Source organism: Paraburkholderia lebeckiae (assembly GCF_050436325.1).
Taxonomy (GTDB): Bacteria; Pseudomonadota; Gammaproteobacteria; order Burkholderiales; family Burkholderiaceae; genus Paraburkholderia; species Paraburkholderia tuberum.
On sequence record NZ_JBNDLZ010000001.1, the window covers coordinates 1 to 18,848 of the forward strand.

14 protein-coding genes are annotated in these 18,848 nt (G+C 60.8%); 7 read left to right on the forward strand and 7 right to left on the reverse strand.

Annotation, left to right across the window (positions count from 1 at the left end; all coding sequences use genetic code 11):
• Positions 1 to 128: 128 nt before the first annotated feature.
• The 3 genes from OKW44_RS00005 to OKW44_RS00015 are packed head-to-tail and all read right to left on the reverse strand — an operon-like array spanning position 129 to position 4,756.
• The gene (locus tag OKW44_RS00005; RefSeq protein ID WP_239499081.1) at positions 129 to 1,595 is read right to left on the reverse strand and encodes a TolC family outer membrane protein; all 1,467 of its coding nucleotides are present in this window, start codon (positions 1,593 to 1,595) and stop codon (positions 129 to 131) included.
• A 1-nt stretch (position 1,596) separates the two neighbouring features.
• Entirely contained in the window at positions 1,597 to 2,961 is a 1,365-nt protein-coding gene (locus tag OKW44_RS00010) for an HlyD family type I secretion periplasmic adaptor subunit (protein WP_018420472.1), read from the reverse strand.
• Positions 2,962 to 2,974: 13 nt separating this feature from the next.
• Entirely contained in the window at positions 2,975 to 4,756 is a 1,782-nt protein-coding gene (locus OKW44_RS00015; RefSeq protein WP_018420471.1) for a type I secretion system permease/ATPase, read from the reverse strand.
• A 208-nt stretch (positions 4,757 to 4,964) separates the two neighbouring features.
• Here OKW44_RS00015 and OKW44_RS00020 point away from each other — a divergent pair, with 208 nt between their 5' ends.
• From OKW44_RS00020 to OKW44_RS00045, 6 genes are read left to right on the forward strand one after another with little or no spacing between them, the layout of a single operon-like run.
• The gene (locus OKW44_RS00020; protein ID WP_035470704.1) at positions 4,965 to 6,170 is read left to right on the forward strand and encodes a glycosyltransferase family 4 protein; all 1,206 of its coding nucleotides are present in this window, start codon (positions 4,965 to 4,967) and stop codon (positions 6,168 to 6,170) included.
• Between the two features lie 45 nt (positions 6,171 to 6,215).
• Complete coding sequence (locus OKW44_RS00025; RefSeq protein ID WP_018420469.1) at positions 6,216 to 6,998, forward strand: ABC transporter permease; 783 nt, start codon at positions 6,216 to 6,218, stop codon at positions 6,996 to 6,998.
• A gap of 26 nt (positions 6,999 to 7,024) precedes the next feature.
• Entirely contained in the window at positions 7,025 to 8,248 is a 1,224-nt protein-coding gene (locus tag OKW44_RS00030) for an ABC transporter ATP-binding protein (protein WP_035470830.1), read from the forward strand.
• Positions 8,245 to 9,549: a methyltransferase domain-containing protein gene (locus OKW44_RS00035; RefSeq protein ID WP_018420467.1), complete on the forward strand. Its 1,305-nt coding sequence runs from the start codon at positions 8,245 to 8,247 to the stop codon at positions 9,547 to 9,549. The genes OKW44_RS00030 and OKW44_RS00035 overlap by 4 nt, the downstream gene beginning before the upstream one ends.
• Positions 9,546 to 10,577 (forward strand): glycosyltransferase family 4 protein, encoded by a 1,032-nt coding sequence (locus tag OKW44_RS00040; protein ID WP_018420466.1) that lies wholly within the window; start codon positions 9,546 to 9,548, stop codon positions 10,575 to 10,577. The genes OKW44_RS00035 and OKW44_RS00040 overlap by 4 nt, the downstream gene beginning before the upstream one ends.
• A gap of 11 nt (positions 10,578 to 10,588) precedes the next feature.
• A complete protein-coding gene (locus OKW44_RS00045; protein ID WP_051103782.1) occupies positions 10,589 to 13,012 on the forward strand; it encodes a glycosyltransferase family 4 protein in 2,424 nt (807 codons plus the stop codon).
• A gap of 38 nt (positions 13,013 to 13,050) precedes the next feature.
• Here the strand turns inward: OKW44_RS00045 and OKW44_RS00050 are convergent, their stop codons facing one another.
• From OKW44_RS00050 to OKW44_RS00065, 4 genes are read right to left on the reverse strand one after another with little or no spacing between them, the layout of a single operon-like run.
• Complete coding sequence (locus tag OKW44_RS00050; protein ID WP_162633937.1) at positions 13,051 to 13,281, reverse strand: hypothetical protein; 231 nt, start codon at positions 13,279 to 13,281, stop codon at positions 13,051 to 13,053.
• A 59-nt stretch (positions 13,282 to 13,340) separates the two neighbouring features.
• Positions 13,341 to 14,699: a tetratricopeptide repeat protein gene (locus tag OKW44_RS00055; RefSeq protein WP_239499080.1), complete on the reverse strand. Its 1,359-nt coding sequence runs from the start codon at positions 14,697 to 14,699 to the stop codon at positions 13,341 to 13,343.
• Positions 14,644 to 16,509, reverse strand: a complete 1,866-nt coding sequence (locus tag OKW44_RS00060; RefSeq protein WP_018420462.1) for a CHASE2 domain-containing protein — start codon at positions 16,507 to 16,509, stop codon at positions 14,644 to 14,646. The genes OKW44_RS00055 and OKW44_RS00060 overlap by 56 nt, the downstream gene beginning before the upstream one ends.
• On the reverse strand, positions 16,497 to 17,849 hold the full coding sequence (locus OKW44_RS00065) for a FecR family protein (RefSeq protein ID WP_018420461.1): 1,353 nt from the start codon (positions 17,847 to 17,849) through the stop codon (positions 16,497 to 16,499). Before OKW44_RS00065 ends, OKW44_RS00060 begins: the two co-directional genes overlap by 13 nt.
• 168 nt (positions 17,850 to 18,017) lie before the next feature.
• Here OKW44_RS00065 and OKW44_RS00070 point away from each other — a divergent pair, with 168 nt between their 5' ends.
• Complete coding sequence (locus OKW44_RS00070; protein ID WP_018420460.1) at positions 18,018 to 18,797, forward strand: Crp/Fnr family transcriptional regulator; 780 nt, start codon at positions 18,018 to 18,020, stop codon at positions 18,795 to 18,797.
• The last annotated feature ends 51 nt before the right edge of the window (positions 18,798 to 18,848 follow it).

An 18,848-nucleotide genomic window follows, 5' to 3' on the forward strand; every position in this document is an offset into this window, starting at 1 on the left:
CAGATACCCACGCAAGATTGTGCCGGCAAGCACAATCTTTCCGAAAAATGAACTGGATGTGCGTTTAACGGTGCAGGCTGGTCGCGGGACGCTCCTCGCGTGACCTGACGTGATTCGGTAGTCCCGGTTCAACGTACCAGGGGAGTCGGGTTTGCGGCTTTAGCAAGCGGCGCCGACTGGTCAGGCGGCATAAACCACTGTGCCATCTCATACAGATCCTGCGGCGTCAATATCCCCGCTGCCCGCTTGAGTTGCAGATCCGCCTGCAAGTACTGAAAACGCGCGCGCGCCAGATCGCGTTTGGACTGATAGAGCTGTTCTGTTGCTGTCAGTACGTCGAGGTTCGTGCGCATGCCGGCCTGCACGCTTTTGCGGGTCGCCGTAATCTGCAGGGTGGCCGAGTCCACCGCGCCCCTGAGCGCGTCGATTCGTGTCAGACTGCTCACGCACAGGTTGTACTGTTTGCGTAAATCAAGCAACACGTTGTTGGTCTTGTCCTGCAATTCGAACTGCGCGCGCTCGTAGTTAGCCTGTGCCTGTTGGGACGACGCCTGCACGAGTCCGCCCGAATACAGCGGTATCGTTATTTCAACGCCGACCGATTTGGTCAGATAGCGCTGGCCGATCGAATAGACTGTGCTGGACTGGCTCTTGCCTATACTGGCCACAAGGTCCACGCGCGGATAAAAGCCCGCCCGCACGACCTTCACCTGCTGCTGCGCTGCCTCAACAGAGTGTCGTTCAGCGATCAATTGGGCATTGTTCTCCAGGGCAATATCGCGCCATTCGTCGAAGCTGGGCGGCGAGGGCAGTGTCGGTTGATAGCTGTCCTTCAGCCGGTCAAGACCGGCGACGTCCAGGGACGCGGGCAAACCCGTAATCGCCTCAAGCATGTGCGCCGCGTTATCGACGTTGTCGCGCGCGTCGGCCACGTCTGCCTGCGCCAGTTCCGCCTTCGATTTCGTCTCGAGGATGTCGGTGCGCGTTCCTTCACCGTTCCTGAACATAGCTTCGTTGCCCGCGAACTGCTCATCGAACGCCTTCTTCTGGGCGATAGCGAGTGCCAATTGCTCCTGGGCAAAGACGGTGTCTGTATAGGCGGCCAATACCCGTACGAGCAATTCCTGCTTACGGTCATCGAACGTCGCGTCGCCGGCCAGTGCCGTCGCCTTCCCATAGCGGTAACGCGCAATGCCTTCGAAATTAATCAGGGATTGCCGGAGCGAAACGCCCTCGGAATACGCGTGGTAGGTCTGTTGATCAGTCCCTTGTCCGAGAGTCGTCGTGCCGGTCGCATCGCGGTAGTTGGAATAGTTTGCCGACAGGTTCGGCAGCAGGTAGGAGCGGCCGATCGCAACGTTCGCGTCATCGGCTTCCTTCTGCTTCGCCGCCCCTGCGAAGACCGGATCGTGACCTAGCGCTGCCTCATAAACGTCGGCCAGACCAAGCGCGTGCGCCGCACGCGGCGCAATGAGCGCGGCGCCGATCGACATCGCAAGCGCGATGGCGCGCAGCCGTGGGCCGATGGGAACGGTCCGGCCAGGGCGGGCGCGAGACGACTTGCCCGTCAGTAGGGTTGTAAGCACGTCTCGCACTTCAGTCCTCCGTCAATGCGGTATGCGAGCGGTCGATGATCGGCTTGAGCAGATAGCTCAGCATCGAGCGCTGGCCTGCGTTGACGAATATTTCGACTGGCATGCCCGGCTTGACGTTCAGATTCCGTAACAGCTTCATGCCCTGCTGCGAAACCTTGGCGCGCACCCGGTAGTACGGGGCGCCGGTGTGATCGTCCACCAGACTGTCTGCGGACACGAAGGTCAACGTCCCAGGTATTCTCGGCGTACTGTTTTGGTTGAATGCGGTAAACATCAGGTCGACCGGCATGCCTTCGTGAACCTTGTCAACCAGATTGATCTGCAACCGGCCTTCTGCTTCAAGCGGCTCGCCGCTTGGCACCACGTCCATCAGCTTTGCACCTGCTGCAACCGTGCCGCCGTTGGTGAATACGTTCACGCCAACGACTGTTCCGTCGACGGGAGAGCGGACCTCGCTGTTAGCAAGTTCAAATTCGCTTTCGTTCAGACGGCTGCGCAGGGCCTCGGTATCGCGCTGTACCTCACTTAGCTGCGTGCGTACGTCTTTCAAATAGTCTTCCTGCTGCTGCGCGATATGCAGACGTGCTTCGGCCATCTGGCTCGCCATTTGCCCGGTGGCGCCGGTCTGCCTCGACATCTCGCTATTGAGCGCGGCTTCCTGGCGCTCGAGATCCTGTAGTTTGGTGCGTGGCACGTAACCTTCGCCCGCAAGTTGCCGCACGCCGGCCAGCTGATCCTGTAGCGTCTTGCGCTCTGCCAGTTGCTGTACGCGCGAATCGGCTTGCCCTGCCAGCTGGGCACGATATCCGGCGATGTTCTCGTCCAACGCGCCGACTGACGCCTTCAGTGCCAGTCGTCGTGAAGTCAGCAGTTGCTCTTGCAGCCTGACGTCGTCCTCAGCCTCCTGGTCGTGGGCCGCGACCCGATCCATCAGCTCGGGCGGAAAGGTGATCTCCTTCGCATTCGTTGTTTCGGCAACGAGGCGCGCTTTCGTTGCGAGTTCCGTCAGGTATTGCGCCCGGATGGTTGCGGCCTGTGACCGCGTCTGGACGTCGTTCATTCTGACGAGCACCTGTCCAGCCTTCACCCGATCGCCATCCTGCACAAGTATGTCGCGAATGATGCCGCCGGTCGGGTGCTGGATTGTCTTGCGGTTTCCTGCCACGACAACCGTTCCCTGAACCGCCGTACCTTTGCTAAGCGGGGCAAGCGCGGCCCACAGAAGCGAGCCCACTACGCCTACCAGAACGACGGTCCAACCGAGTTTGACGTATCGCGATTCGTCGATATCGACGACAGGCGGCAACGCGGAGCCGAACACCTCGACGGCGGGCACCGCTACTTTCTTGTTTGTGAAATTGAACATGAACACTCTGCGGTCAGCCTGCTGCCTCTGCCGTTTCAGCGGCGGATGGCTGATGGTTTTCGGGTTGTGTCGTTTTTGCCGCGGCCGGCTCTGCGGCGGCTGAATGTGCGGGGGCGTTCTGCAATGCTGCGAGCACGTGCGGCGTCGGGCCGTACATCCTGAGCTGGCCTTCTACGAGGAGCAGCAGCTTGGTGGTGGCCGCAATGATGCTGGTCCGATGAGTAATCAGCACAACGGTCTTGCCGGCGCCGTGCAAACGCTCGATTGCCTGCTTCAGTGCTGCCTCGCCTGTCTCATCCAGGTTCGAGTTAGGTTCGTCGAGTACGATAAAATTCGGGTCACCGTATAACGCGCGAGCAAGACCGATACGCTGTTTCTGACCTCCTGAAAGCCCCGCCCCACGGTCACCGACGAGTGTGTCGTAGCCCTGCGGCAAACGCAGGATCATCTCGTGGACGCCCGCGAGTTTCGCGGCATCGATGACTTTTTCCGATTCGATCTGGCCAAAGCGCGCAATGTTTTCCGCGATTGAGCCGCCGAACAGTTCAATGTCCTGCGGGAGATAGCCGATGTGCGGTCCCAGCTGGTCCTTGTCCCACTGATAGATGTCGGCTCCGTCAAGCCGCACTGTCCCCACGGCTGCGGGCCATACTCCGACCATGAGCCGCGCGAGCGTCGACTTTCCGGATGCGCTTGGCCCGATAACGCCAACGATGTCACCCGCGTCAATCGTGAAGGAAAGGCCATGCACCACAGGAAGACGCGAGCCCGGCGGCGCCGCGCTCACTGCCTCAAGCGTCAGGCGCCCTGTCGGGGCCGGCAGGCTCATGCCTATACGGCGCACCGGATTGTTTTCCAGCAGCTCGACGAGCCGGTCATACGCACTTCTCGCGCCGCTCCATTGACGCCAGACGGAAATGACCATTTCCAGCGGGCTCAGCACCCGGCCCATCAGGATCGAGCCGGCGATCATCATGCCCGGCGAGACCTTGCCGTCAATTGCGAGCAGTGCGCCGACCCCCAGTACCAGCGACTGCAGGGACAGCCGGAAAAATTTCGTGACATTGCCCACCACCGCTGCTTTCTCGCTCGCTTCAGCCTGCCGGGCGAGAAATCCGGCGTTGAGTACCGACCAGCGCGCCATCAGGTTGGGCAACATGCCCATCGCTTCGATGACTTCGGCGTTGCGCAGGTTCGAGGTGGCGAGCGTGGTTGAGCGGATCGACAACGCAGTCGCTTCGGCCAGCGGGCGGCGCGAAACCCGTTCGTTGGCGATCGCCAGCGCAATGAGAATCACAGAGCCGGCTAACGCAAAGACGCCGAGCCACACGTTGAAAATGAAAATGACGGCCAGGTAAATCGGAAACCACGGGGCGTCGAAGAACGCGAACAATGCATTGCCCGTCACGAATTGCCGGATAGTGGTCAGGTCGTTCAGCGACTGGCCAGCATTGACGCCTTGCTGCTTGAGATTCGTTTCAAACGCTGCCGTATACACCCGGGTATTCAGATGCATGTCAAGCTTGCGGCCAATCCGGATAACGATGAAACTGCGCACGTATTCCAGAACGCTTGAGAAAACGTACATGCCAAGCATCATCAGCGTCAGCATCGCAAGCGTGACGCCGTTGCGGCTGGGCAGGACGCGGTCGTAGACCTGCAGCATGTAGATCGACGGCACGAGCATCAGCAGGTTGATGAGCATGCTAAAGATACCTAGCGTGCGGAACACGCGACGGTAACCCAACAACGCCTGAACGATCTCGTTCGAAGGTACCCGGACTTTGTTTGTCATTTTCCTGTTGTCGCGTTGGCTGCCCGCGACACCTCTCGGCTGGTCTGCACTTTGATTTGTTTTCTGATCGACACCGCAGCGTCGACCGTTGCGAAGGCGCCCATTCTGATCCATCGACAAACCGAAAAATGTGATGGCTGTCACATCAATTCGGGAAAACAAGCCGGATACTTGCGCTGCTTTCAGAATCCCCAATTGCAGGCAGTAGATGCTCGAAAAACATAATTCTGACGCTCAACTCGATATCGCAATGGGTGGGCGTGCCTTACTCACACCACTCACCGGTATTGGGCAATACGCGTCGCATCTCGCCCGCGAATTCGTTCAGCTGGGACATAGCGTGCGGTTCTTTTATGGGACGCACTGGTCTTCATCCAGTGAGGGCGGCGGTGCCTCACCGTCGGCGGGGGCAATGGGAATGAGGTCGTGGCGCACAGTGGCTGCGGCGGGTGTCAAGCGTTTTGCGCGCAAATACCTGCCCGGCACCTACCGCTTCATGCCGCACGTCGAACAACATCGCTTTGATTCAGGCATTCGACGGCAGCGAGCCCCGCAGATCTATCACGATCCGAACTTCATACCGTTCCGGTTTCGCGGCCCCACTGTTATCACCGCACACGATGTATCCTGGGTGCGCTATCCCGAGTATCATCCGGCACCTCGCCTTGCGCTTCTGCGCGCAAACTTTCCGCGGGCTCTCGAGCGCGCGGACAGGGTTATCGTCGTATCGGATTTTGTGCGGGATGAATTGCAGGCCTGCTTTCCGGTCGCGAGCGATAAAATCAAGGTTGTGCAAAATGGCGTGTCGACGCGCTTTCAGCCGCATTCTTCCGATACGACCCGTGACGTGCTGAACCGCCATGGCCTTGTGCATGGCCAGTACTTTGCGGCAGTGGGCACGCTGGAACCGCGCAAGAATCTGCATACTGCGCTGGCTGCGCATGCACGCCTGCCTGCCGCGGTACGTCGCAGGTTCCCGCTTACCCTGATTGGTGTCGACGGGTGGCTGACCGACTCCCTGGACGTCGCAATCGAGCCCGGATTGCGCGAAGGTACCGTGCGCAAACTGGGCTATGTAAGCGACGATGAAATCCCGCTTCTGACTGCGGGTGCGCTTGCGATCGTGTATCCATCGGTCTACGAGGGGTTTGGATTGCCGGTCGTTGAGGCAATGGCTTCCGGCGTCCCGGTGCTGTGCTCGACTGCCCAGGCTCTGCGGGAAGTGGCGGGCGATGCATGTATCATGCGCGACCCGGCCGATGTCGACGGCTTCACCGAAGCCATGCAGGCATTACTCGACGACGGTGCGTTGCGCGACCGGCTGATTGCGGCCGGAAGCACCCGCGCTCGCTGCTTTAGTTGGCAACGTACCGCCGACGAAACGCTTGCCGTCTATCGGCAGATCGTCGCCTGACAGCGTCGGATCTGGCAGGCGTAGCGGTTCATTTCAAATTCGTTCATGCATACATTAAGAACTAGTCTCGCGCATGTACTGCTCCTCTCGCGCCAGGATCTCGTTGACCGGCACCGCGAAAACGCGCTCGGCGCCGCATGGCTGCTGATCCAGCCTTTGACTTTTGTGGTGCTGTTCAGCACTGTGTTTTCCCGTTTCATGCGGACACGAATTGGTGCGGATGCGGATCCCTATCTATATACGGTCTATCTGATAGGCGGCCTCCTCACATGGAACCTGTTCGCTAACCTGCTGAACCGGCTTACGCCTGTCTATGGTTCAAAGGCGCATCTGATCCGCAAGATCAGCGTCGACCTTTGGGTGATGCCGCTTCATATTGTGATCGCGGAGTGGGTGGTGTATGGCATCACCATGGCTTTTTTCGCTGTTTTCCTGGTGATTATCGGTCACCCGATCGGTGTGCAATGGCTGGTACTCCCCGTTATCGCACTGTTCCTTAGCGCATTCGCGTACGGTGTTGGCATCATCCTGGGTATCTTGGACGTATTCATTCCGGACATCAAGAATGTCCTTAATGTCCTCCTGCAGTTCGGCTTCTGGTTGACACCGGTCGTCTACCTCGCATCGATCCTACCTCCCTGGGCCGCGAACGCGCTGCACTTCAGCCCCATCTTCTGGGCCATCGATGCCGTGCACGGCATCATCGTATGGCACCAGTATCCGCCGGCGAAGGAACTGATCGGGCTCACTCTGGCAGCGTGCGTCAGCCTGCTTGCAAGCCGCCTGCTGCTGAGTCGTCTGCAATCCGATTTGAGGGATACGTTGTGACAGGTCGTGTGCAGAACGGTTCACCGGTGCTGGAAGTCGAGCGTCTGTCGAAGCGTTTCAGGATATACAACCGGGCCTCCGATCGTCTTATGGAAGGCCTCTTCGGGAAGAAGCGGCATCGCGTGCATGTCGCACTCGAAGACGTTTCGTTTGCGCTCGGACAGGGGGAGGCGATCGGCGTCCTTGGACAGAACGGCGCGGGCAAATCCACATTGCTTAAGCTCGTGAGCGGCGTGCTGATGCCCGATGCCGGAACGATCGAGCGCTGTGGGCGCATTGCCGGCCTGCTTGAGCTGGGTACCGGTTTCGACGGCAGGTTGTCGGGCCGGGAGAATATCGCCGTCAACGCACGGCTGATCGGAATGACCAGCGCTGAAATCGAGGAACGATTCGACGCCATCGTCGCTTTCTCGGAACTGGCCCAGTTCATAGACGCGCCGCTGCGCACCTATTCTTCCGGGATGGTCATGCGGCTAGGCTTTGCGGTGGCCATTCACGCGGACCCCGTTTGCTTCATCGTTGACGAGGCGCTCGCGGTTGGGGATGCTCGCTTCCAGCAGAAGTGTCTGAAACGAATCCGCGAGTTCCGCGACAATGGCGGGTCGATCCTGTACGTGTCTCACGACATCAATTCGGTGAAGCTGCTCTGCGATCGGGCGATCCTGCTGTCGGACGGCAAGATCGTATTCGACGGCTTGCCAGATGAGGCAGCGCAGATCTATTACCGGCTGATTGCCGGTATCGACGACGAAGCGCCGCAGGCGGACCAGTCGGCGCCTGATTCGTACGGTGCGTTGCGCACGCGGATCCGGAGCGTGGTGCTGGCAAACCAGTTCGGACCCGCCACGCGTTTTGCGTCTGGCGAAGACATCACGATCGACCTCGAATGCGAGTCAAACCAGAATGCCGACCTTTCGGTGGGAATCCTGATTCGCGACCGGTTCGGACAGGACGTGTTCGGCACCAATACCGCCCTGTTGCGCAGGGAAGCGCGCTTTTTGGCAGGCAACAGCGCGTGTTGCCGCTTCTCGCTGCCGTTGAATTTCTCTCCCGGCAAATATACGGTAACCGTCGCATTGCATTCGGATGATACCCATGTGCATGACTGCCAGCACTGGTGGGATGCCGCCGCGACCTTCGAGATCGCCGGCTTCAGTGACGTGCCATTTTCCGGACTGTGCTACGTGCCGGTCCGGTTTGAACAATACCCTGTACGGGATTTCGTAGAACCCACGTTACAAGAACCATGACAAACGCGGTACTTCAAGACCTCATTGCGCGCGTCAAGGCCGAGGCTGCCGCGCATGCCTCTCCCGGCGACACGGACGCAATGCTCACCCTGGATCGTCCGGTCTCCGGATCGGTATCAGCGCCGGATGCAGCAGACCTTGCCGATGGTGGCGCCATCGAACGCCTGTTCGTCATCGACAACCACGAGTTTGTCGACGCCGCGTATCGGCTCCTGTTGCGGCGCGAGCCTGACGGGGCGGGCCGCGCCAATTACACGAGCCAGCTGGCGCGCGGTACGGGCCGGCTCGTCGTGCTGGCGAAGCTGCGCAGGTCGGAAGAGGGACGCCGCGCTGCCGTGCCCATGGCAGGGCTGAAGCTCGCCGTCGCGCTGGCGGCGGCAGATCGCCTGCTGCGCCGCGCGGGACTGGGAGCTGTCGCCTCGCGTGCCGGGCGATATGTCGACCGACTTTACGCGCGGTGTGCGGTCAAGCGTTCGCTGGTCGCATGGCGAGGCCGCTTTGAAAACACCGTCGACGTCGTGCTGCGACACGGCCAGCAGGTCGAGAAACTGTCACGGCGCGTGCTCGATATGCAGGATGAGCTTGTACCCAAGCCGGTGGTGTCGCCAGAAATAATCGACACATACTATCTCGCGTTCGAAGATGCAAATCGCGGGACTCGCGAGAGTGTGCTCGGGAAACTGGGCATCTATAACGACTGGCTTGCGACATGTGTTCCACAAACAGGTGGACTGACGCATCAGATCGTGGATATCGGCTGTGGCCGGGGTGAATGGCTATCGTATGCACGGCAGAACGGCCGCGACGCGATTGGCATTGATGTCAACCGCGTGATGGTCGAGGCCTGCCTCGCACAGGGATTGAACGTACGGTGCACGGACGCACTCAATTACCTGCGCAGTCTCCCCACCGGCTCGGTCGCCGCGGTCACCGGCTTTCATATCATCGAGCATCTGCCGTTTGACTATCTGTTCGCGCTCGTGCAGGAGAGTTATCGCGTGCTGGTGGAGGGCGGCTCAGTACTATTCGAGACGCCAAATCCGGAAAACGTGCTGGTGGGCAGTCACACGTTCTATCACGACTTTACGCACCGCAATCCGGTCACGCCGAGCGCGATCTCGTTCCTGCTGAAGTATCACCGCTTTGAAGCGATTGACATCATTCGCAGCAGCCCTTACCCGGAAGAAGCGAAGGTGCCAGGCAACGATCCGCTCACGGAGCGCGTCAATGGGCATCTGTGCGGTCCACAGGACTTCGCAGTCCTGGGGCGCAAGGGGGCGGCAGCAGGGGTTCAGGCGTGAAAATTCTGGTGACGGCCAACCTCGTGCCGTTCATGCACGGAGGTGCTTCATATCACATCGCCGGCGTGGTCCGTGCGTTGCAGCAGGCAGGGCATGATGTCGAGTTATTACGCCTGCCGTTCCGGTTCTCGCCAGAACAGGACATCGTGCGAGCGATGGAACACGCAGCGTCGCTGGATTTTGTGCGCCCCAACGGCGTCACGATTGATCAGGTGATCAGCTTGCAGTTCCCGGGCTACGGGGTCGCCCATCCCGATCACCGGGTATGGGTGATGCATCAGCACCGCGTCGTCTACGAGCTGTACGACGCCTCGCAGGCGAGCGTTGAGTTGACCCGGCTGCGCGAACAGGTGATCGCGTTCGACAACGCCGCACTCTCACGTGCGAACCGGGTGTTCGCCAATTCGCGGCGTGTCGCCGCGCGGCTGCATGATTTCAACCGGATTGTCGCGACGCCGCTCTATCACCCGCCGGCGCAGACCGAGTCGTTCCGGTGCGAAGCCGCTTTGCCGTACGTGTTCTTTCCGAGCCGTCTGGAAACCCTGAAGCGCCAGTCGCTATTGATCGAGGCGGCACAGCGCATGCGCTCGTCGCTCAAGATCCTGCTTGCCGGCGAAGGTGGCCAGCGCGATGCGCTTGCCGCGCTTATCGAACGCCATGGTGTCAGCAATCGCGTATCGCTGATCGGGCATGTTACTGAGGCCGAAAAGCGTGCCTTTTACGCGCGTGCGCTCGCCGTCGCGTTTCCGGCTTTCGACGAAGACTACGGATACATCACACTCGAAGCGATGTTGTCGTCAAAGCCCGTTATTACCTGCACCGACTCCGGCGGCCCGCTGGAGTTCGTTCGCCATGGCGAGACAGGCTGGGTAGAAACGCCCGACGCTGACGCACTTGCGAAACGCCTCGACTGGCTTGCGGAACATCCGCGCGAGGCCGCCGATGCGGGGTTCCGTGGCCGCGAAGCCTACCGCGCGGCGGACATCTCGTGGCGTCACGTTGTCGACGCGCTTACCCAACCTCTTTGACCCGGTTTCCCATGAGAATTGCCATTGTTGCACCGAGCCCGGTGCCCTTTGTGATCGGCGGCGCAGAGAACCTGTGGTGGGGTCTGCTCGATGCGCTGAACGCGCGTCCGGGGATTCAGGCGGACCTGCTGAAGGTGCCGAGTCACGAGCGAAGCATGGGTGAGCTGCTGGCCAGCTATCGCCATTTTTCCCAGCTCGACCTTAACCACTTCGACCTGGTCATCAGCACCAAGTACCCGGCGTGGGCGATCCGGCACCGCAATCATGTGGTGTATCTTCAGCATACGCTGCGCGGCCTGTACGATTGTTATCCGCCTGGCATGCCGACGCACTTCGATCAGGACGCCCTGCTCTCACTTGGCGTGCCGGTGCGCATCATTGACGCGCTGGCGAACTGTCGTCCAGCAAATATCGAGTTCGACGATCTGCTCGATGCGCTCGACGCGGCCTGGCAGCGCTCGCCGCAGGCGCCTTGCTGGACCTTTCCCGGGCCTGTGACGCGCGCGGCCATCCGTCTGCTCGACGCAGTCGCGATGCGGCCTGACAAAATTGTGCACTATGCTGCGATTTCGCAGGTCGTCGCGGCGCGCGATGGCTATTTCCCGCCCGGCGTGAAGGTTGCGGTCCATCACCATCCGACCAGTCTGAAAGGTCTCGCACCGGGGCCACAGCAGACCCTGTTCAGCGCAAGCCGTCTCGATCCGGCCAAGCGTATCGACCTCATCATCGAGGCCTACAGGCAGAGCAACGTAGACGTGCCGCTGCACATTGCCGGCAGCGGACCTGATGAAGCACGGCTGCGCGAGGCGGCGGCTGGCCACAGCGGTATCCGCTTTCTCGGGCGGATTCCCGATGCCGTGCTGGCGCAGGAGTACGCGCGGGCAGTCTGCGTGCCGTTCGTACCACGTGACGAAGACTACGGTCTGATCACGCTCGAAGCGATGCTTTCGGCAAAGCCGGTCATCACCACAACTGATTCAGGCGGTCCGCTCGAACTGATCGAGCATCAGCGCTCCGGTCTCGTTGTCGAGCCCGACGCCGCAGCGCTGGCTGGCGCGATGCGCCGCGTCTGCGGCGATCTGTCGGCGGCACTGGACATGGGTCTGGCTGCCCGCGCGCGCATGGCGCACCTGAACTGGAACACCCTGTGCGATGCGTTGCTCACGGGCTGCCAGCAACCCGCCGCAGGCAGCCCGACAGCTGGCTCCGCGAAGCCGGCTGCGCCCAGTGTTGTCGCCCGGCGTGCAAAGCCTGTTCTCGGGGTCATCAACACCTATCCGATCGCACCGGTGATCAGTGGCGGAAAATTACGGTTGCACGGGCTCTATTCGCGTGTTGCCGAACAGTTCCAGGTGCAATTCGTCAATCTGGCGCCATCGAATCTGCGCGGCGTGCGCAGTCTTGCTGCCGATTTCAGCGAGGAACTGGTGCCGAAATCGCAGGCGTTCGCCGAGGCCGAGCAACAGCTGGAGAACACGCTCGGCACTTCCGTTGAAGATCTCGCAGCGGCGCTGCATCCGACCACGGCGCCTCAATGGCTCGACGCCATTGACGCGCTGGCACGCCGCGCCGACCTGATGGTGTGTTCCCACCCATACGCCATGCCGGCGTTGCGTAAGGTCTCATCCCGCGCTTTCGTCTATGAGGCGCACAACGTCGAGGCCGATCTCAAGGCGGATATTTACGGCTCGCATCGCTGGGCGATCGATCAGGTGTCGGCGCTGGAACGGCGCGCCGTGCTCGACGCGGCACTCGTCACAGCATGCTCGGTGCGGGACCGCGAGCGCATGGGCGAACTCTATGTGGCAGCAGAAGACGGCGCGAAGCTGATCGTCGTGCCGAACGGCATCGATGTCGCTGCGACGCCTTTGCGTGCTGCCCCGCAGACACAGAGTCGCCGCTCGGCGCTTCGCGTGGCGCATCCACTGGCGCTTTTCATGGGTAGCGCTCACGGCCCGAATATCGATGCCGCACGCCTCGTCATCGAGGCGGCCGCGCGGGTGCCCTCGGTCCATTTCCTGTTGCTGGGTTCGGTCTGCCACGCGGTCCAGGCATGGGAGCGGCCGGCGAACGTTGGCCTCGTGGGTATCGTGAGCGAAGCGGAAAAGGCCACCTGGCTTGCCATCTGCGACCTGGGCCTGAACCCGGTGATTTCAGGATCCGGGACAAACCTGAAGCTGCTCGAATATGCAGCAGTCGGCCTGCCTGTGGTGAGCACCGAATTTGGCGCACGCGGCCTGGGCTACCGCGCCGGTCAGGAATACGTGTCGGCCGACGCAGACGCTTTCGGCGATGGCATCGAAGCGATGTTGCAGCTTACGCAGGCAGAACGCGATTGCATGGTGCACAACGCACGCCGTCGCGTCGAAGCGGAGGGAGACTGGGCGGCAATTGCCGCAGCCTACTCGGAGGCGCTTGCGCAGATTCTTGCATGAGCGCGGGTGGTGGCATACCAGTACCGGGCGTCACTGCCTTACAGCAGATAATGGCTCAACGGCAGCAAGCCGTCATACTGGCCCACCACGGTGACTTCCACCGTAGCTGTATGGCCAGTGGATTGAGCCGGGGCCGCGTGGGTGAACTCGTGCAGCAGGCTGTCGACCGAGTCATACGACTGATGCTGCAATCCTTGCCATTCCAGGCACACAGATCTGTCTTCGGCTGTGGCCGCAGGCATCTGAGGAAATCTGACGGAGCTTTTCATGGCGCGAATGTGACGATGAGGGTGCCGCTATTCTAGCGATTGCTGCAGCGATTGTCGCGTCAGTACTTCCAGGACAGACCGAGTGAGCCGTTGTACACGGTGTAGGCGAACAGCGAGATCGAATCGGAAACCCGCTGTGCCGACAACTGCGTGTAGATGGACCAGCCGCGAAACACCGGGTAAGTGTAGCGCAGCGCCGCCGAGCGTATGGTCTGGTGCTGGGTGAGACTGCCGAAGAACAATGGGTCATATGCGGTCGCATCATTCAATGTGCGCTGCTGCAATATGGCTTCCAGCTGACCATGACGGTCCATGTCGTAGTCAAGTGACAGCCACGCCGAATAGCCGCGCTGCATTCCACCCGGGCGGCCGCCGTTTGGCTTGTCCCACGCTGGACCGACGAATAGTTGCATCGATGTGCGTTCGCCGACTTGCGCCTGGAACGCGGCACGCACTTCGAAGTACACAGCGTCGTAAAGTGAATTCCCGGGATAGGCGGAATCCACGACAGTCAGGTCGAGTCCGCTGCGCGCGAGCACCGGCCGCCATGCTGCTGGCGGTAGCCAGAAGCTCACGTGCCATCCTGTGTCACGCTGATAGACGCGGTTGCCGAGCCACAGCAGATTCATCGTGAGCTGGTTATACAGCTCGCCGTGCGTGAAACTTCTCCTGTCAGCGACCCCGATTGTCACAGTGCGCTGGTCGAAGCTGTGCAGGCTGCGGTACTGGCGGTCCGAGAGTCCCGCGAGCAGTTCCAGGCCCGGCATTGCTGAAATGGGCAACTCGCCCTGAACGGCGGATTCGATATACTGGTCGCTATGCGCGAGGCTTTGTGGCGCCAGCGTCAGCGAGTTGAATGGCGCGTCTGGTGCGAAGGTCACGATCGGATTAGATGGCCCGAAGTTCGCATTCGACGTCACGCCTGTTCCGACGCTTGCTGTCAGCTGAGGCCGCGATCCATCCGACGTGCAGGTACTTGCCCTGTAGTAGACGATAAGCTTTTCGATGGCGGGCGGCACCTCGTATTGTGTTTCAATACGGGTGAGCGTCCTGAGCGAGAGATCCCGTTCCCCTAGCTGGCAATACAGCATCGCCGCATCGAGCAAAGCCCCCGCCTGGCGAGGATCGCGCTGCACGAGTTCGTTCAGCAGCGCGAGTGCCCGCTCCCGATGGCCGTCGCTGATCGCGATCTGCGCCTGTGCCTGCAGATCGTCGTCAATGGTCTGCTCGAAGGTGTTGTCTGGCGTTTGAGCCACCGCATGGGGCACCAGGACACCCAGCGCCGCGATCCGGGCCGCAGAGAGCGCCAGCCTGACGATTACGCGCTGTATGCGGTCCAATTGCAGCGCTGGGGTGCGCTGCCTAATGAATTGCATCGGGCTCGCCTTGGTCCATCGTATAGAGCAGCTCAGCAGCAACGCGTCCGCGCAGCGCTGCCTGAGCGCATGCCTTCAGGCGATGACGTCCTGTCTGTCGTGCGGTTTCCTGTCCGATTAGCAAATCGGTTTCGAGCGTCCTGGCATACTCCTGGAGTCGCGACGCCACGTTGACCGTATCGCCAATCGCCGTATATGACTTTCGTAATGTCGAGCCTATTTCACCGACCACCGCGGTGCCGCTATTGACCCCGATCCGCACGCGCATCGTCCTGCCGTCGAAGACCGGCAGTGCACTGCGGTTGAGTGCCTTCAGCTCGCGCAGCATCGCCAGCGCGCAATCAAGTGCACGGTCTGCATGGTCGGGCTGGGCAAGAGGTGCCCCCCAGAATGCCATCAGGGCGTCGCCCATGTACTTGTCCAGCGTTCCCTGCGTTTCATGTACGCAGTCAGTCAGGCGCGTCAGAATGACATCGGTCATCCCGACGAGCTGCTCGGGAGGCATCTGCTCGGCAAGTCGCGTGTAACCTTCAATATCGACAAACAGCACCGAGATCTGCCGGCGCTCCGGTTTAAAGGTGGCGAGCCCGCGCTGCCGGATGATTTCGCGCAACACCGTCGGGGGCAGGTACCGACTGAAGCGGCGCTCAAATGAGTGTATTGCCGCCTGGGAAGAGATCCACTCGATGGGCGCCTGAACGAGCAGGAAGACCGCGGCGGGAACCAGTGGCAACGCAGCCAGACTCGCAGGCACGGCGCGCGTCGAGGGCAGCAGCATAAGCCACAACGACGTGGCCGCAATCAGTGTCGCAAGCGCGATGCTCGCGCGTTGTACCCGGAACAGCACCGCAAACGCGACAATCGAGCAGGCAGTCCACGCTATTGGAAGCCATGCTGCTGGCGAGGTAGCGCCTTCCTTTGACCCAAGATCGAGCAGTTCGCCAAGCAATTCAGCATGCACGATGACAGCAGGCAGCCACGGGTCGATCGGCGACGCGACGTGATCTGTCAATCCGAGCGCCGACGAGCCGACCAGCACATAACGGTTCGCCAGTAGCGCGGAAGGCGCAGTCTGGGCGAGCACATCGTAAGCGGGCACCACGTCGAATGCCTCGATCGAATGTTTGAACGGGATACGCATCAATCCCCGCGAGTTGACGGGCAACCTGTCGATCGGCACCGAGGGTGACTGGTAACCAGCGTGGCAATGTATCAATTGCCACGCAAGCATCGGGTAGAGCGCGTGCGCATACTGGATCAGTGGTGCAATCGAACGCACGACGCCGTCCATGCTGGCATGCGGCGTGACATGGCCGACACAGACGTCGGTCGCGTCAAAGAAGTTGCCAACAAAACCCGAAGCCATTGGTGCATGCGCCGCGTGGGTGCCCGCGGCGAGCGCGCCACCAATATGTCCTGCGTGAGGCGCATCAGCGTCGCCAGACAGTGCAAATGCCTGCGAAAAAACGAGCGGAAACTGATGCGCGACGGCGAGCAGCGCGCGATCGCCATCGGGCGATCCCGCTTCGGGGAACATGACGTCGAGGCCGACGGCCTTCGCGTGATACTGCGCGAACAGATTCTGTGCAAGCCGCGCCATGACAGCGCGCGGCCACGGCCATGGCCCGATCGCCTCGAGTGAGCGCTCGTCGATGTCGACCAGTGCGATGCGCGCGTCGGGTATGCCAGTCACCAATCGCGCTTGCCGCCAGTCGTCAATCGCGTAGCCGAGCCGGCGGTAAGGCTCGGGAGACCACACACCGGCCGCCAGCAGGCAGGCTGCCAGTGAAATCAGTCCGAATATCGTGAGGCGAATGCGGTCGAGCGTCGTCAGGCCTGCTACCGGGACCACTGGGTCGCTCCAATGGCCGTGTTTTTCCCATCAAGACCCTGTGTGAACAGGAAGCCGGCCTGCGTTGCATTCTTGCCGGCGAGCGCCCCCTGAACTGCGGCGGGTGACCCATAGTCGCTAAGTAGCTTGCCGTCCCGGGTAACTCCCCCTTGCGCCGAGATTGGATAGTTCGTGCCGTTCGCGCTGAGGTTGAGGTTCGTCTGGAAGGTGCCGGTGCCGAAATTGATCGATAGCAACGGATTGCTGATCTGCGCCTCTGTCGCTGCCCCCGTTGCCGTATTTATCACATAGGCGCTAGACGACTGCAGATCGAATCTGAACGTGCCGTTTGCAGGCATCACCATGTCCGTCTGCGGAGTGCGTGTCATTGCGAAAGGCGCGATCAGACCAACCTGGTCGCTGCCTTGTTGCAACAGCGCAGCCACTGTCGGCAGTGTTGTCGTATCCGCCTGTGCCGAGGCAAGCGGCGCGAAGCGTCCCCAGAAGATCTGCTGTGCTTCTGGCTGTTGGGCGGGCACAGGCGCGGGTGTCGGTGCGACGGGCGCAGGCTTCGCCTGGGGGGCAGCAGGTGTCAGCGGAAAAATCAACTCTGAAGGCGCAACACCCGGATTGGCCGACGGCTGCGTGGTTGCCGCGCGTGCGCTGTTTTCCTCGCTCTTTAACGCTGCGGCGGCCTGCTCCGGCATCAGCGGCGATAGTGTCGAGTCGACCACAACGGGGCGAGCGTTGCCGCGGTACACCTGCAGCAGTGCGTTGGGCTGCCCGGCGAACAGTTGTGCCGCAGCCGAGCCCTCGCACGGGCCTGTGCCAGTTGCGGCGCAGCCTGCGCCGAGTGGAGTCATCACGATGCCGCCGCTACGCACGTCGGCGCGTGTCACGTCGGCGTCAGTAAATACTGTGAAATCGGTGCCTCGCACACCGAGCGCAGCAACCGGCGTATTCATCCGATAGTGGTCGCGAGCGGCCTGAGCGCCCGTGCCGGATACCTCCCTCACCACGCCCTTATGCAGCGATAGCTTGATCACTGTTTTGCGAGGATCCGCGGGGTCGTATTCGTACCGCTCGAACGTCAGCGACGAATCCGGCCGCACGCTGACAAAACCATGATCGACCGTTGTGATGTACACATACCCATCTGTGCCAGTCTCGATCGTATCGCCCTGTGCAATGGCTGTGCCTCTGGCAAGAGGAGTGCAGTGCGTCTCGGCGCGTTGCGCACATGCCTGTCCAATCACAACAACTGCATTGCCGAGCGCCGCAGGCTGAGCGTGTGCAGTCTGCACGAAAAAAGTTGTGCTAACAACGAATTGCAGTGCGACCGCCCCGGGCGTTCGAATCATGCGTTTTCTCATTTAGTTCATTTTCCCGATATCCGCAATGCCCTGCGATCGACTGATCCGACGATGATTAGCTATATTTAGTCTGCAGGATGTGACGGCCATCACAGATATCTGCGCTCACTGCGCATATTGTCGGTCCGTGCCAAAGCCGGGAAAAAGAAGCGAGAAATGTCGACAGCAGACGGAGGAATCAACAGCGGCCCGTTAAAGGCCATCGATCTCCTGAAACAACAAAAGCTGCTACGCAACGTTGCGGACGATGTCATTGAAGAGACGGGCCGCCATATCCGGTACCGTCGCTTCAGTAAACGGGAATTCGTCGTCCATAAGGGCGATACCGGCTTGTCCCTGCTGATGCTGATGTCCGGGCGCCTGCAGGTGATCGCGCTATCAGAAGACGGCCGCGAGGTGGGACTCGATTTTGTTGAGCCAGGCGACTACTTTGGCGAACTGTCGATTATCGACGGTGGCCCCCGCTCGGCTTCTATTATCGCGACGAGCGAATCGGTCGTCGGTTTTCTGCCAAAGCTTCAGGCACAGGCACTGTTTTACCGCAACCCCGCAGTCGTCGAGGCGCTTTTACAACGGTTGTGCCGAACCATCCGCCAAGCATCGAACTACCGGTCGATGCTGGGTCTGACCCGCGCGTATGCCAGAGTGTATTCGGTGCTGGAAGGGTCGATGAGGAAGAGCACTGGAGACCTGCTGACGATCGAGAACCTGCCAAACCAGCAAGCCATTGCGATCATGGCGAACGTGAGCCGCGAAACGGTATCGCGGGCAATCCGCTCGCTTATCGACGGACAGGTGATCGAACGTGACTATCGACGCCTGATCGTTCGCAATGCCGCCATGCTCGCCAAGCTTGCACGGGGAGAGGCGGAGCTGCAACTGCGCAAGAGAGCGATGGGCGAAGACACCGGCTCCCAGCAGCCGCTCGTTCCATGAAATACGACTGCTGTTCCATATCAATCCGGCTTGAAGAAAACATGGGCATCC

Bases quoted from the DNA above. Each gene is read 5' to 3' on its own strand.
- OKW44_RS00010 (WP_018420472.1), bottom strand. From the start codon at position 2,961: ATGTTCAATTTCACAAACAAGAAAGTAGCGGTGCCCGCCGTCGAGGTG.
- OKW44_RS00015 (WP_018420471.1), bottom strand. From the start codon at position 4,756: ATGACAAACAAAGTCCGGGTACCTTCGAACGAGATCGTTCAGGCGTTG.
- OKW44_RS00020 (WP_035470704.1), top strand. From the start codon at position 4,965: ATGCTCGAAAAACATAATTCTGACGCTCAACTCGATATCGCAATGGGT.
- OKW44_RS00025 (WP_018420469.1), top strand. From the start codon at position 6,216: ATGCATACATTAAGAACTAGTCTCGCGCATGTACTGCTCCTCTCGCGC.
- OKW44_RS00035 (WP_018420467.1), top strand. From the start codon at position 8,245: ATGACAAACGCGGTACTTCAAGACCTCATTGCGCGCGTCAAGGCCGAG.
- OKW44_RS00045 (WP_051103782.1), top strand. From the start codon at position 10,589: ATGAGAATTGCCATTGTTGCACCGAGCCCGGTGCCCTTTGTGATCGGC.
- OKW44_RS00050 (WP_162633937.1), bottom strand. From the start codon at position 13,281: ATGAAAAGCTCCGTCAGATTTCCTCAGATGCCTGCGGCCACAGCCGAA.
- OKW44_RS00065 (WP_018420461.1), bottom strand. From the start codon at position 17,849: ATGATTCGAACGCCCGGGGCGGTCGCACTGCAATTCGTTGTTAGCACA.
- OKW44_RS00070 (WP_018420460.1), top strand. From the start codon at position 18,018: ATGTCGACAGCAGACGGAGGAATCAACAGCGGCCCGTTAAAGGCCATC.